The following is a 13,128-nucleotide window of genomic DNA, read 5'->3' on the forward strand; positions in this document are numbered from 1 at the left end:
GGCTACGCCCGGCTCCGGTGGTGCACCGCCGTACGTCCCACCGTCGCCGCCAGTTTGCGCAGCCGACGCCAGTCCAGGCGGGGGGCGGGCTGCGGGATGCCGGGGCGTTTGCGGGGGACGCGGACGCGTAGGGCGCCGGGTGTGATGCGGCAGTGGACCGGGGCGGGCAGGACGAGGGCCTCGCCGTCGATGCCGGCCTCGATCTCCGCGCGGTCGGCCTCGATGACCACGTCGGGTGCGGTGAGGATGGTCAGGCCGCCCGGCGCGGGGTCGAGGAGCAGTGCGGCGGCCTCGGCCGCGCTGTCCACCCTGATGCCGAGGACGCCGAGGACGGCCGCGTCGAGACGGTCGCGGCGGCCGAGTCCGAAGGGATCGTCCGTGCGGTAGGGGTTGTTGCTGACCAGCACGGCATGCGGGGCGTCGAGCGTGGTGCCCGCCGCACGGGCCGTCAGCCGCGGGCCCTGCTGGCGGGTGAGCAGGTCGGGCAGCAGCTCCAGGCTGGTGCCGATCTTGTCGTCGCGGTAGCCGGGGCTCTGCACGATGGCCGCGTACGCCCCGAAGGAGGCGTTGTTGACGAAGGGCCGGCCGTTCGCGAAGCCGAGGTCGACGCGGAGTTCCACGCCGTCGGTGAGCGCGTCGAGGCAGGCGGCGGGGTCGTCGCGGTCCAGGCCCAGGTCCATGGCGAAGTGGTTGCGGGTGCCGGCGCTGATCACCAGGAACGGGATGTCGTACGCGGCGGCGACGGCCGCGACCAGCGCCTGGGTGCCGTCACCGCCCGCGACGCCCAGCAGATCAGCGCCGTCCGCCACGGCCTTGCGGGCCAGGGCGGTGACGTCCTCGTGCTGGTCCGGGTCGAGCAGGATGACGCGGGCGCCGAGGCGCTCGGCCTTCTCCTGGAGCTCGAAGCGGACCACCTTCCCGCCACCCGAGCGCGGGTTCATGATCAGATACGGTCGCTGCGGCGGCGGTGCCTTCCGCTCCCGCATCACCCGCACCCGAGGACTGCCCGCGCCCCGCAGCGCGTACCGCCCGCTCCACACGGCCACCGTCCACAGCGCCACGGACGCCAGCAGCGCCCAGAAGAGGGTGGCAGCGAACAGGGCCACGACAGCGGCCGGCACCGCCAGGGCCAGGACGGCTGCGGCCCAGCGCAGCGGTCCGCGCAGGGTCAGCGTCCACCACACCGCGACTGCGCTGAGGCCCAGACCCGCGGCACCGGCCACCAGCAGCAGGACGCCGCCGACACCGCCGTAGGCGAGCGGCACGAGCACCGCCAGCCCCGCCGCGGCCAACGCGGTTCGCGCCGCCCACCGCTGATGTCGGTAGGCCCGCCCGCTCAAGTCCAAGCCCATGACTTCTCCGTTCGCCGCGGACATCGTAGAGCCGGTCCGTCACGGACCGGAGGGCAGAGGGGAGGGCCTTGCGCGACCTCGCTTTCGAACGCGTTCAACTCTAGGCGTACGCTGCCCTCATGAGCGACAGAGCCGCCCTGCTCAAGGGCATCCGTGTCTGGCTGTTCTCCTTCGTCGTCTGCCTGGTGCTCAGCGGTGCCACGGCCTTCCCCCTCGTCCATGAACTGCACTGGACCGAGGACCTGTTGCGCGCCCTGTCCGTGCCGGAGCACCTTCCCGGCCTCATGGACTGGATCGAGCGCGTCCGGCGGGGGCTCGACACCGCCGACGCCGACTACCCCTTCCTGCTCTACGGCACGGACTGGCTGGCCTTCGCCCACCTCGTCATCGCGGTCGCCTTCTACGGTCCCTACCGCGACCCCGTCCGCAACATCTGGGTCGTCGAGTTCGGGATGATCGCCTGCGCCGGGATCATCCCGCTCGCCCTCATCTGCGGGCCGATCCGCGACATTCCCTTCTGGTGGTCGGTGATCGACATGTCGTTCGGTGTCTTCGGGGTGATCCCGCTGTACGTCGTACGCAAGAAGATCAAGCGGCTGGAGGCGCTGACCGAAGCGGCGGCACCTCCAGCCGCCGCCGTCGCCGTCAGCGGTTGAACGCCGGGAACGCGAAGCGCTGGGCGATGGCCAGGCCGTCGCCCTTCGCGTCGGTCGAGTTGGCGGAGTAGACCACCGTCCGGGACAGGTCACGGGTGGCCGCGACCACGGTGTGATAGCCGGGGCGGGCGCCCGTCTTGGCCCATATGACCTTGCCGTTCAGCTCGAACCGCTGCAGCCCCGCGCTCATGGTGGCCCCGTCGAGGTCGGGGACCGTGAACATCTCCTGCAGCTGCGGTTCGGGCACCACCTGACCGCGGAACAGGGCGAACAGCAGCCGCTCCAGGTCCGCCGTCGTCGAGATCATGTCGCCGGCCGCGAACCGGTCCGACATGTTCCACTCGGTCACGTCGACCAGCTTGCCGTCGATCCAGTCGTAGCCGCGGTTGTGCGGACCGTGGATGCGGGGGTCGGGGCCGGCGGGGAAGGAGGTGTGCCGCATGCCGAGCGGGCGGAAGATCCTCACGGCCGCCTGATGGGCGTACGAGTCGCCGGTGACCTTCTCGATCAGCATGCCCAGCACGGTGTAGTGGATGTTGCCGTACCGCTGGTGCTCGCCGGGCGCGTGGTCCGGGTCGGGGCCCTTGGCGACCGACGCGGCCACCACCTCCTCGGGGGTCAGTGTCTCGAAGCGGTGGGCGTAGCCGTCGTCGACGTCCTCGCCGAGGGACGCGCCCGGCTGCAGGCCGCTGGTGAAGTTCAGCAGCTGGCGCACGGTGATCGGCGCGAAGTCCTTCGTGAGCAGGCCGGGCAGGTACTGCTGCACGGTCGCGTCGAGGGAGATCCGCCCCTCGGCGGCGAGTTGCAGCACGATCGCCGAAGTCACGATCTTCGTCGTCGAACCGGCGCGGAAGCGGGCGTTCTCCAGCGCGGGTGCACCGGTTCTCATGTCGCGCACCCCGGCCACGCCGTGCCAGCTTCCCTTGCCGCCCACGCGGATCAGCGCGGCCGTCGCGTCCTTGTCGGGCAGTCCGGCGAGTGCCGCACACAGCGCCTTGACGTCGGGGCCGTCCGCCGGGGCGGTCTCGATCGCCTGCGCGCTGCACGACGACGACGTGGGGCGCGCGGAGGCCGTCCCGGCCAGCGGCAGCGCGGCCAGGGTCAGGGCGAGCGCGGAGGTGAGGAGGGCGGGAAGCGGGCGTACGGGCATCTGCTGCTCCTGGAGTCGGGTCGGTCGGGAGGTCCGTGATCATCGTCGGGCCGTACGCGCCCGGCCGGATCGTCGGTGAGGAGGGGCTCGGACCCTGGGCTTCCCCGGAGCAAGTGCAGTACGGAACAAGGGCGTTGTAAGGGATCGCCCTTACGGGCCGGGGTCGCGGCTCCGGTCGCCGAAAAAGTGTTATCGCCGCCCCCTTCACCGCGTCTCCACTCGCGTCCCCCGCCCCCCACACCCGGGAGCCGCCCCATGTCGCACCCGTCGCCTCGCTCGCACCGAAAGCGGAATGTGATCTCCGACATAGCCAAAGGTGCTGGTCAGGCTGAGAAGGTGCGTACGGGCAGCAAGTGACCCGGGAGAGGACGTACGTGGACGAGGCAGCCGGCAGGCAGTGGCGCTCCACCATCGCGGCGGCACAGGCCGGTGACCGGCATGCGCTGGACGAGCTGGTCGAGGGCTGGCTGCCGCTGGTCTACAACGTGGTCGGGCGCGCCCTGAACGGGCATGCCGACGTCGACGACGTCGTCCAGGAGACCATGCTGCGCGCCGTCGACAACCTCGGCTCGCTACGCGACCCGGACAGCTTCCGCTCCTGGCTCGTCGCCATCGCCATGCGACAGATACGGGACCGGGCGCGGCGCCGACAGCCCGTCCAGCTCGACGAGTCGGCCGCGCGGGAAGCCACCGACTTCGCCGAACTCACCGTGCTGAGGCTGCAGTTGGAGGGGCAGCGGCGCGAGGTCGCGGAGGCGGTGCGCTGGCTGGACGACGAGGACCGGCAGCTGCTGTCGCTGTGGTGGCTGGAGGTCGCGGGCGAGCTGACCCGGCGCGAACTGGCCGCGGCGGCCGGGATCAGCCGGCAGCACGCCGCGGTGCGCGTCCAGCGGGTGAAGGAGCGGCTGGAGACCGCGCGCGGCATCGTCCGTGCGCTGGACGGCGCCTGCCCCGACCTGCGCGAACTGACCGCCCGCTGGAACGGCCGCCCCGACTCGGTCTGGCGCAAGCGGCTGGCCCGGCACATCAGGGGCTGCGGCTACTGCGGGGACACCCACGAGGCCGTCGTACCGGCGGAACGCCTCCTCGTCGGCATCGCGCTCGTCCCGATCCCCGTCGGCTTCACCCTCTCCCTGGCCCTCGGCGGCAAGACGGCGGTCGCGGCGACGGCCACGGCCACGGCGACCTCCGTCGGCTGGTCCGCGAAGGTGATGGCCGCGCTCACCCAGCCGGCCGTTGCGGTGACGGCCGGCGCGACGATCGTCGCGGGCGGCGCGTACGTCGTCACCCAGACCCCGGACGTCCCGCCGCCGCGCGCGGCCGCCCCCACGGCGGCAAGCACGGCCCGCCCGCCGTCGTCCACGCCGTCCGTGACGCCGACGGCCACACCTGCCTCGTCACTGTCACCGTCGCCGTCGGCGACGAAGAAGGTCGACCTGTACGGCACGGTCGTCGACGCCGTCGACCAGGCCCCGGACCCGAACACCGAGCCCGCCGCCCTTCCCCGTCGCCCCGAGTCCGGCATCACCAGCACCGGGGGTGCGAAGGCCGTCATGCAGCACCGCGGCGAGAACGTCACGCTCAGCGGACAGGGCTATCTCCTGGTGCGCTGGCAGATCGCGCCGCACGACCGGCCCGGCGGGCTGACCATGCCGACCTGGACCGGCCTGAAGGGCAAGATCTTCCACGTCGCCTCCGGTGGCGGCCGCCGCATGGACGACGTCATCGGGGACGGTTCCGACCGGGGCTACGTCACCGGCATGGGCGGCCCGGACATCGGCTACACGGTGCTGCCCGACGGCACCCAGCAGATGTGGCAGAACGAGTACTTCTACCTCGACGGCACCGTCACCCTCAACCAGAACGAGCGCGGCGCCTCCTACGGCCTGACCGTCATGCCGTCGAGCTGGGGCAAGGTGACCGAGGACGTGCGATACGGCCCCCCGCAGGGCGCCATCCGCTACGGCCTGGTCCGCGACAACGGCAAGGACACCGCGCCGGTGCCGCAGTACGTCACCCGCGAGACACCGGCCGACCCGGCGACGGTGGCTCAGCGCTCGCGCGTGTAGCGCTCCTGGGCCTGCATCACCTCGTCGCCGTGTTCGAAGGCCCAGGCGCCGAAGGCGTCGATGGGAGCCAGCAACGTCCTGCCCAGCTCGGTGAGTTCGTACTCAACGCGGGGCGGCGAACCGTCGTACGCGTGACGTTCGACGAGCCCGTTGAACGCCAGCCGCCGCAGCGTCTCGGTGAGCACCTTCTGACTGATCCCGCCGATGCGGTCCTTGAGCTCTCCATGGCGCACGGGACCGTGCCGCAACGCCCAGAGCGCCACGGCGTTCCAGGTGTTGGAGAGCAGGTCGAAGGCGAGGCGGGCCCGGCAGTCGGCGAGGAAGGGCTGATCGGTGGTCACTTACCGAATGGTGCCCGAGCGGCTTCCTACAGTCAGGCACATGCGAATCGGGATTCTCGGTACGGGCGGTATGTCGGACGCGTTGGGGACGCAGTGGCGGCGGGCCGGGCACGAGGTGGTCGCCGGTGGCCGCTCGGCGGGCGGGCTGCGGGAGGCCGCCGTGTTCGGGACGGACGCGGTGCTGCTGGCGGTGCCGTACGCGGCGGTGGTCGAGGTGGTCGCCGGGCTCGAACCGGTGCTGCGCGGGAGGGTGTTGATCGACTGCACCAACCCGGTGGGCCCGGGCTTCGGGCTGCTCACGGCGGGCGGCCCCGCCGCGGCCCAGCGCATCGCGGCCGCCGCGCCCGCCGCGCACGTGGTCAAGGCCTTCAACCTGTGCCACGTCGACGTCTGGCGGATGACGCCGCCCGTCTTCGACGGCCGCCCGCTGGCGGTGCCGCTGTGCGGGGACGACGAGGCGGCCCTGTCCGTCGTACGACGACTCGTGCGCGACCTCGGCTGCGAGCCGCTGAACGCCGGCGGACTGGACCGGTCCGGGCTGGTGGAGGCGACGGCGGCGCTGCTGATCGGGCTGTGGGTGGGGGAGGGGGCGGACGCACAGGCGATCGCGCCGCCGCTCGCGTTCGCCGATGACCGTGCCTAGGCCGTGCGCAGGCCCAGGAGGACGTCGATGCGGTTGGTCGTGATCGAGTCGACGCCTACGTCCAGCAGGCGGCGCATGGAGCGTCGGGTGTCCGGGGTCCAGACGGAGAGCAAGTAGCCGTCGCGGTGGACGCGCTCGGCGAGGGCGTGATCGACCAGGCCGAAGCGGTAGTTGAGCCAGCGCGGGCGTACCGCGGCCAGCAGCGCGGGGCGCGGCGGCGCCAGTGTCGTCCAGGTCAGGGCGATCTCGGCGGCCGGGTCGGCGGCGCGCACGGCGAGCATCGCCGGGGCGCCCGCGCAGTAGTACACGCGGTCATGCGCCCCGCACCCGCGCACCACGTCCACGACCCGGCGCGCCGCCCGCACATCGGGCGTGCCCGGCAGGTCGAGCATCACCCGGCTCCCGTCGCACGCCGCGAGCGCCTCCTCCAGCGTCGGCACCCCGCCCGCCGTCAGCCCCCGCACCTCGGCCGCCGACAGCGCGAGCAGCGGCCGGTCCTGCTCCCACAGCCGCTTCAGCGTCTCGTCGTGCAGCAGCACCGGCACACCGTCCTTGGTGAGCCGTACGTCGATCTCCACGGCGTCCGCGCCCAGTCGGAGCGCGGAGCGCAGGGAGTCGAGCGTGTTCTCGCGGACGCGGTAAGGGTCGCCGCGGTGCGCGACGGCGGTCACGTTCTGCATGGACGTCATTGTGGCGGGCGGGCGGGCGGGCGTGGGTGGGGGGATGGGGTGGCGGGTGGCGGGTGGACTCAGGCGCGGGGCGTCAGGAGGCGAGCCATGTGGTCGTGTACGTGTCGATCTCGTCCTTGATCCGGGCCTTGCCGGGCTCGTCCAGGAAGGACGCCTCCACGGCATTACCGGCCAGGGCGGCCAGGCCCCGCTCGTCCAGGTCGAGAAGGCGCGCGGCGACCGCGTACTCGTTGTTGAGGTCGGTGCCGAACATGGGCGGGTCGTCGGAGTTGATGGTGACGACCACGCCGGCCTTCGCGAACTCCTTGATCGGGTGCTCGTCGATGTCGCGGACCGCGCGGGTGGCGATGTTGGAGGTCGGGCACACCTCCAGCGCGATCCGGTGCTCGGCGAGGTGCGCGAGCAGCTTCGGGTCCTGCGCCGAGCTCGTGCCGTGCCCGATGCGCTCGGCCCGAAGGTGGGTGAGGGCGTCCCAGACCGTCTCCGGCCCGGTGGTCTCGCCGGCGTGCGGCACGGAGCGCAGTCCGGCGGCGATCGCCCGGTCGAAGTACGGCTTGAACTGCGGCCTCGGTACGCCTATTTCGGGTCCGCCGAGCCCGAAGGAGACCAGGCCCTCCGGGCGCACCCGGTCGTCGGTGGCGAGCCGCACGGTCTCCTCGGCAGCCTCCAGGCCGGCCTCGCCGGGGATGTCGAAGCACCAGCGCAGTACGGTCCCGAACTCGGCCTCGGTTGCCTTGCGGGCGTCCTCGATCGCCGCCATGAACGCAACCTCGTCGATGCCGCGGCGAGTGGAGGAGAACGGGGTGATGGTCAGCTCGGCGTAGCGCACCTGCTGCCGGGCCAGGTCGCGGGCCACCTCGTACGTCAGCAGCCGTACGTCCTCCGGGGTGCGGATCAGCTCCACGACGGACAGGTACACCTCGATGAAGTGGGCGAAGTCCGTGAAGGTGAAGTAGTCGACCAGGGCCTCGGGGTCGGTGGGGACCTTGGAGTCGGGGTGGCGGGCGGCGAGTTCCGCGACGATGCGGGGGGAGGCGGAGCCGACGTGGTGGACGTGCAGTTCGGCCTTGGGCAGTCCGGCGATGAAGGCGTGCAGGTCGCGCGGGACGCGGGCGTCGACGAGACGGTCGGTCAAGGTTCCTCCCCGGGAACGGCGTCCGCGGCCGGGTGTGCGGGCGGCGGGACGCGGGTGATCGGCTGATCGGTTACTCGGGATCATCGTAGGCCGGGCCCGCGACGGTGATGCCCGGGCCTTAGCATGACGGCACGTACGACGGAGGGGGCCCGCGCATGTCCGACGACGCGCAGACGCCGGAGGCGCCGGAGGGATCCGAGGGATCGGAGGGGCCGGGGGGATCGGGGGGATCGGGGATGCTGAGGGGACCGGGGGGACCAGGGGACGCGGCGGTAGGCGGGTCGGGGACTTCGCTGGAGAAGGAGCGGAAGACCTCGTTGGACAAGTCGGGGGCGGCGGGCCAGGGTGGTGCGGTGCCCGGTGGGCCGGAAGGCCGACCCGAGTCGGATCCGTGGGCGCCTCCGGCCGCGGGTGCGCAGGCGTCTCCCTCCGCGCCGGGCGGTCCCGGGTACACCGTCGCCTCGAACGGGCCGCCGGTCTGGCCGGCTCCTTCCGTGCACGATCAGCAGACGGTCACGTCCGTGCCGCCCATGGGTGTGCCGTCCGAGCCGCGGGACGCGGTGCCGCCGGCGTCGCCGTGGATGAACCCGTCGGCCGGGCCGGGCCCGTTGACGCCAACGCACGGCTCGACAGGGAACCCCTTCGCGCCTCCCGGGCCCACGTCTTCCACGCCGGTCGGCACACCGGGCAATCCCTTCGCGCCACCGACCGCGCCCGGTCCCTACGCCGCTCACGGTGAGCCCGTCCCGCCGCCGCCCATCGGTCCCGACGGGCCGGGGCAGGTTCCGTACGGCTATCCCGGGGGGCACGGGGGGCACGGGTACCCGCCGCCGCCGGTGCCGGGGCTCGGTGCCGGGGGCTACTACGGCTGGCCTGGTATGCAGGGCATGCCGAGCAACGGGATGGGTACGGCCGGGCTTGTGCTCGGGATCATCTCCGCGGTGGTCTTCTGCCTGTGGCCGATAGCGATCATCCTGGGTGTGTTGGCTCTGATCTTCGGTTCGATCGGGCGGGGCAAGGCGCGGCGGGGCGAGGCGACGAATCCGGGGCAGGCCTTGGCCGGGGTCATTTGTGGGGCGGCGGGTGTGGTGCTCGGGCTGGTCATGCTGGCGCTTGTGATCGCCACGTCGTAGGAACCGCCGGGTTTTCCTCGCCCCCGCCGCCCCTACCCTTCCCGTACCTGGGGGCCTGCGGCCCCCAGACCCCCGCTTCGGCCCTGAACGGGCCTCGTCCTCAAACGCCGGACGGGCTGGATGATGCTGGCCGGCGCTGAGAGGTGAAGCCCCAGAAACTCAGCCCCTCCGGCGTTTGAGGAGCGGGGGTCCAGGGGGCGGAGCCCCCTGGCGGGGTCGAAGGGGCGGAGCCCCTTCAAGGACGGGAAGGGGTAGGGGCGGCGGGGGCGAGAAACACCCCTACCCCCGCAACCGCTCCCGCGCCTCCATCAACGCGAACCCCAACAGATTCGGCCCCCGCCACCGCCCCGGATCCCCCGCCCCCTCATCCCCCGCCGCGAGCCCGATCCCCCACACCCGGTCCACCGGACTGGCCTCCACCAGCACCCGATCCCCGGTACCCAGCAAGAACTCCCGCAGATCCTCATCCGCGCCGAACTTGTGGACCGACCCCTCGACGACGATCCGGAACCGCTCCCGCTCCCATATCGCGTCGTCGAACCCCCGCACCAGCCGCCCGGCCTTCTTCGCCACCGACGGATGCCCGGCCCCGAGCACCCCCCGCTCCGCCTCCGCGTCCCCGAACAGCCGCGCCTTCTCGGCCATCATCCAGTGCTCGGCGGTCGCGTACTCCACCCCGTCCACGGTGAACGGCGACGGCCACCACTGGCTCAGACAGCTCGCGCCCACCCGGCCGTCCGGCAACGGCCGGTGACCCCAGAAGTGCAGATACTTGACCCTCGCCCCCGCACGGACCTCCCTGATCAGGACATCCCAAGAATCGATCTTCGCCATGCCCCCGAGCATGGCACGCACCACCGACAATCCGTCCCGCGTTTTTCTGGCCAACTCGACACCTGGTCGACAGATTCCGTCGCGTAACCAAAAGGCAACAACGGAATCACTTGTTGGAGTCCTGCTGCTCTGTCAGGATCGGCACTCAAATCGAGCCTGAGCCACGCCGGCCCCACCACGGGGACACGGAGGAGAGCGACATGCAGAACCCGGGCACCGCCACCCCGGCCACCGCCACCCCGGCCACCGCAACCCCGGAAACCGCCACCTCGGGACGCTTCCCGGCCCAGGACCGCTTCGCGGGGGGCGCGCAGTACATCGCGGGCCGGCCGGCGAAGGGGACCTCGGGTCGTACGCACGCCGTCGTCGACCCTGCCACCGGCGAGGAGGTGTACAGGTACGACCTGGCCGGTACCGATGACGTCGACGCCGCTGTCGCCGCCGCGCGCGCGGCCTTCCCCGGCTGGGCGGCGGCCACCCCGGGCGAGCGCTCCGACGCGCTGCACCGCTTCGCCGCCGTCCTCGCCGACCGCGCCGAGGATTTCGCCCGCGCCGAGTCCCTGCAGTGCGGGAAGCCGCTGAAGCTGACCCGTGAGTTCGATGTGCCGGGGACCATCGACAACACCGCGTTCTTCGCCGGCGCCGCCCGGCATCTCCAGGGGCAGTCCGCGGGGGAGTACTCCGGCGACCACACCTCCTACGTCCGCCGCGAACCCATCGGTGTCGTGGGCTCCATCGCCCCCTGGAACTACCCCCTGCAGATGGCCGCCTGGAAGATCCTCCCGGCGATCGCCGCGGGCAACACCATCGTGCTCAAGCCCGCCGAGCTCACCCCGCTCACCTCGCTCCTCTTCGCGCAGGCCGCCACCGACGCCGGGATCCCGGACGGTGTCATCAACATCGTCACCGGGACCGGGAGGGAAGCCGGCGAGCATCTCGTCGGGCATCCCGACGTCGCCATGACCTCCTTCACCGGGTCCACCGCCGTGGGCAAGCGCGTCGCCGAGATCGCCACCGCGACCGTCAAGCGGATCCATCTGGAGCTCGGCGGCAAGGCGCCCTTCGTCGTCTTCGACGACGCCGACCTCGAAGCCGCCGTGCACGGCGCGGTCGCGGGCGCGCTCATCAACACCGGGCAGGACTGCACGGCGGCCACGCGCGCGTACGTGCAGCGATCGCTGTACGAGGAGTTCGTCGAGCGGACCGCCGCCCTCATGGAGAGTGTCCGGCTGGGTGATCCGTTCGCGCCGGGCACCGATCTCGGGCCGCTGATCTCCCACGTCCAGCGCGACCGGGTCGCGGGGTTCGTCGACCGTGCGCGTGCCTACGCGCGCGTGGTCACCGGCGGTGAGGCCCCACAGGGCGATCTCAAGAACGGTGCGTACTATCGGCCCACCCTTGTCGCCGACGCCGCCCAGGACAGTGAGATCGTCCAGTCCGAGATCTTCGGGCCGGTTCTGGTCGTCGTACCGTTCGACGGCGACGACGACGGGATCCGGCTCGCCAACGACACCCCGTACGGGCTCGCCGCCTCCGCCTGGAGCCGTGACGTCTACCGGGCGAACCGGGCCACCCGCGAGATCAAGGCGGGGTGTGTCTGGGTCAACGACCACATCCCGATCATCAGCGAGATGCCGCACGGCGGCTACAAGGCGTCCGGCTTCGGCAAGGACATGTCCGCGTACTCGTTCGAGGAGTACACGCAGATCAAGCACGTCATGTTCGACAACACCGCGGTGGCCAGGAAGGACTGGCACCGCACCGTCTTCGGGGACCGATAGTCAGACCGGACCAGATCAGGCGGGAGCAGCCGGGTGCCCGACCAGCGACCGGCCTCCCCAACCTTTCCGATCTCTCCCGAAAGGGCACCACGCGCATGGAGCAGTACGAGCCCGACCGCCTGTCCCCGGCCCAAGTGGCCGCCATGCGGCGCAGCCTGCGCAACGGCCGGGCCGCCATGACCCGCCGTTCCCTGCTGCGCGCTTCCACGGGCGGCGCGCTCGCGCTGGGCGGACTGGGCACGCTCAGCGCCTGCGGGATCCCCGCGGCCGGCAAGACCCAGGGCGGCACGTCCGCCGAGGACCACTCGGCCGAGGAGAAGGTCGTCAACTTCTCCAACTGGACCGAGTACATGGACGTCGACGACAGCGGCAAGCACCATCCGACGCTGGAGCAGTTCACCGAGCGGACCGGCATCAAGGTCAAGTACACCGAGGACATCAACGACAACAACGAGTTCTTCGGGAAGATCAAGCCGCAGCTGGCCGCCGGGCAGGACACCGGCCGCGACATCATCGTCCTCACCGACTGGCTGGCCGGCCGACTCATCCGCCTCGGCTGGGTCCAGAAACTGGATCCGTCCAACCTTCCGCACGCCTTCGCCAACCTGTCGCAGCAGTTCCGCAGCCCCGACTGGGACCCGGGACGGGCGTACTCCTACCCCTGGCAGGGCATCTCCACAGTCATCGCCTACAACAAGAAGGCGCTCGACGGCGTCGAGGTGAAGACGGTCTCCGACCTGCTCGACAACCCCAAGCTCAAGGGCCGCGTCGGCTTCCTCACCGAGATGCGCGACACCATCGGGATGACCCTGCTCGACATGGGCAAGGACCCCGCCAAGTTCACCGACGACGACTACGACGCGGCGATCGCGCGCCTGCAGAAGGCCGTCGACAAGAAGCAGATCCGCCGGTTCACCGGCAACGACTACACCTCCGACCTCACCAGCGGCGACTTCGCGGCCTGCCTCGCCTGGGCCGGTGACGTCGTACAGCTCAAGGCCGACAGCCCGGACATCGACTTCCTGATCCCGGACAGCGGCTACATGACGTCCAGCGACAACCTGCTGATCCCCAACAAGGCCCGTCACAAGACGAACGCCGAGCGGCTCATCGACTACTACTTCGAGCCGAAGGCCGCCGCCGAGCTCGCCGCCTACATCAACTACGTCTGTCCCGTGGACGGCGTGAAGGAAGAGCTTGCGAAGATCGACGAGGACGCGGCGAACAACCCGCTGATCCTCCCCGACAAGGCCATGCAGGCCGCCTCCCATGCCTTCCGCTCACTGAGCTCGAAGGAAGAGACGGCCTACGAAGAGAAGTTCGCGAAGCTCACAGGGGCGTGACC

13 protein-coding genes are annotated in these 13,128 nt (G+C 71.5%); 6 read left to right on the top strand and 7 right to left on the bottom strand.

What is annotated here, in order from left to right; translation table 11 throughout:
- Positions 1-2 precede the first annotated feature (2 nt).
- Positions 3-1,352 (bottom strand): diacylglycerol/lipid kinase family protein, encoded by a 1,350-nt coding sequence (locus tag EHO50_RS34695; protein WP_128435209.1) that lies wholly within the window; start codon positions 1,350-1,352, stop codon positions 3-5.
- A 119-nt stretch (positions 1,353-1,471) separates the two neighbouring features.
- Between EHO50_RS34695 and EHO50_RS34700 the strand changes: the two genes are divergently transcribed.
- The gene (locus EHO50_RS34700; RefSeq protein ID WP_128435210.1) at positions 1,472-2,008 is read left to right on the top strand and encodes a hypothetical protein; all 537 of its coding nucleotides are present in this window, start codon (positions 1,472-1,474) and stop codon (positions 2,006-2,008) included.
- Here the strand turns inward: EHO50_RS34700 and EHO50_RS34705 are convergent.
- Positions 1,998-3,158 (bottom strand): serine hydrolase domain-containing protein, encoded by a 1,161-nt coding sequence (locus EHO50_RS34705; RefSeq protein WP_128435211.1) that lies wholly within the window; start codon positions 3,156-3,158, stop codon positions 1,998-2,000. The two genes, EHO50_RS34700 and EHO50_RS34705, sit on opposite strands and share 11 nt — an antisense overlap.
- 374 nt (positions 3,159-3,532) lie before the next feature.
- Between EHO50_RS34705 and EHO50_RS34710 the strand changes: the two genes are divergently transcribed.
- Positions 3,533-5,227: an RNA polymerase sigma factor gene (locus EHO50_RS34710; protein WP_246101689.1), complete on the top strand. Its 1,695-nt coding sequence runs from the start codon at positions 3,533-3,535 to the stop codon at positions 5,225-5,227.
- On the opposite strand, the gene EHO50_RS34715 is transcribed toward EHO50_RS34710, so the two are convergent.
- Positions 5,209-5,568 (bottom strand): winged helix-turn-helix transcriptional regulator, encoded by a 360-nt coding sequence (locus EHO50_RS34715; RefSeq protein WP_128435213.1) that lies wholly within the window; start codon positions 5,566-5,568, stop codon positions 5,209-5,211. The genes EHO50_RS34710 and EHO50_RS34715 overlap by 19 nt on opposite strands.
- A gap of 40 nt (positions 5,569-5,608) precedes the next feature.
- Between EHO50_RS34715 and EHO50_RS34720 the strand changes: the two genes are divergently transcribed.
- Positions 5,609-6,211, top strand: a complete 603-nt coding sequence (locus tag EHO50_RS34720) for an NADPH-dependent F420 reductase (protein ID WP_128435214.1) — start codon at positions 5,609-5,611, stop codon at positions 6,209-6,211.
- On the opposite strand, the gene EHO50_RS34725 is transcribed toward EHO50_RS34720, so the two are convergent.
- From EHO50_RS34725 to EHO50_RS44280, 3 genes are all read right to left on the bottom strand, one after another.
- The gene (locus EHO50_RS34725; RefSeq protein WP_181449739.1) at positions 6,208-6,891 is read right to left on the bottom strand and encodes a glycerophosphodiester phosphodiesterase; all 684 of its coding nucleotides are present in this window, start codon (positions 6,889-6,891) and stop codon (positions 6,208-6,210) included. The two genes, EHO50_RS34720 and EHO50_RS34725, sit on opposite strands and share 4 nt — an antisense overlap.
- Positions 6,892-6,973: 82 nt before the next feature.
- Positions 6,974-8,035 carry an adenosine deaminase gene (locus tag EHO50_RS34730; RefSeq protein ID WP_128435216.1) on the bottom strand — a complete coding sequence of 354 codons (1,062 nt, stop codon included), beginning with the start codon at positions 8,033-8,035 and terminating at the stop codon, positions 6,974-6,976.
- Positions 8,036-8,537: 502 nt separating this feature from the next.
- Positions 8,538-8,717, bottom strand: coding sequence for a hypothetical protein (locus EHO50_RS44280; RefSeq protein ID WP_164905030.1), 180 nt, complete (start codon positions 8,715-8,717; stop codon positions 8,538-8,540).
- A 205-nt stretch (positions 8,718-8,922) separates the two neighbouring features.
- Here EHO50_RS44280 and EHO50_RS34735 point away from each other — a divergent pair, with 205 nt between their 5' ends.
- A complete protein-coding gene (locus EHO50_RS34735; protein ID WP_246101690.1) occupies positions 8,923-9,168 on the top strand; it encodes a DUF4190 domain-containing protein in 246 nt (81 codons plus the stop codon).
- A 279-nt stretch (positions 9,169-9,447) separates the two neighbouring features.
- Here EHO50_RS34735 and EHO50_RS34745 read toward each other — a convergent pair whose 3' ends face one another.
- A complete protein-coding gene (locus EHO50_RS34745; protein WP_246101692.1) occupies positions 9,448-10,002 on the bottom strand; it encodes a riboflavin biosynthesis intermediates N-glycosidase in 555 nt (184 codons plus the stop codon).
- Positions 10,003-10,202: 200 nt separating this feature from the next.
- On the opposite strand from EHO50_RS34745, the gene EHO50_RS34750 reads away from it, so the two are divergent.
- Positions 10,203-11,783 carry a gamma-aminobutyraldehyde dehydrogenase gene (locus EHO50_RS34750; protein ID WP_128435218.1) on the top strand — a complete coding sequence of 527 codons (1,581 nt, stop codon included), beginning with the start codon at positions 10,203-10,205 and terminating at the stop codon, positions 11,781-11,783.
- A gap of 95 nt (positions 11,784-11,878) precedes the next feature.
- Complete coding sequence (locus tag EHO50_RS34755) at positions 11,879-13,126, top strand: ABC transporter substrate-binding protein (RefSeq protein WP_128435219.1); 1,248 nt, start codon at positions 11,879-11,881, stop codon at positions 13,124-13,126.
- Positions 13,127-13,128: the final 2 nt, after the last annotated feature.

It is taken from the genome of Streptomyces cyaneus (assembly GCF_004028635.1).
Lineage (GTDB): Bacteria > Actinomycetota > Actinomycetes > Streptomycetales > Streptomycetaceae > Streptomyces > Streptomyces cyaneus.

Coding starts and splice junctions, on each gene's coding strand:
- EHO50_RS34745 (WP_246101692.1), bottom strand. CDS start 10,002: ATGGCGAAGATCGATTCTTGGGATGTCCTGATCAGGGAGGTCCGTGCG.
- EHO50_RS34725 (WP_181449739.1), bottom strand. CDS start 6,891: ATGCAGAACGTGACCGCCGTCGCGCACCGCGGCGACCCTTACCGCGTC.
- EHO50_RS34695 (WP_128435209.1), bottom strand. CDS start 1,352: ATGGGCTTGGACTTGAGCGGGCGGGCCTACCGACATCAGCGGTGGGCG.
- EHO50_RS34720 (WP_128435214.1), top strand. CDS start 5,609: ATGCGAATCGGGATTCTCGGTACGGGCGGTATGTCGGACGCGTTGGGG.
- EHO50_RS34750 (WP_128435218.1), top strand. CDS start 10,203: ATGCAGAACCCGGGCACCGCCACCCCGGCCACCGCCACCCCGGCCACC.
- EHO50_RS34705 (WP_128435211.1), bottom strand. CDS start 3,158: ATGCCCGTACGCCCGCTTCCCGCCCTCCTCACCTCCGCGCTCGCCCTG.
- EHO50_RS34700 (WP_128435210.1), top strand. CDS start 1,472: ATGAGCGACAGAGCCGCCCTGCTCAAGGGCATCCGTGTCTGGCTGTTC.
- EHO50_RS34735 (WP_246101690.1), top strand. CDS start 8,923: ATGCCGAGCAACGGGATGGGTACGGCCGGGCTTGTGCTCGGGATCATC.
- EHO50_RS34755 (WP_128435219.1), top strand. CDS start 11,879: ATGGAGCAGTACGAGCCCGACCGCCTGTCCCCGGCCCAAGTGGCCGCC.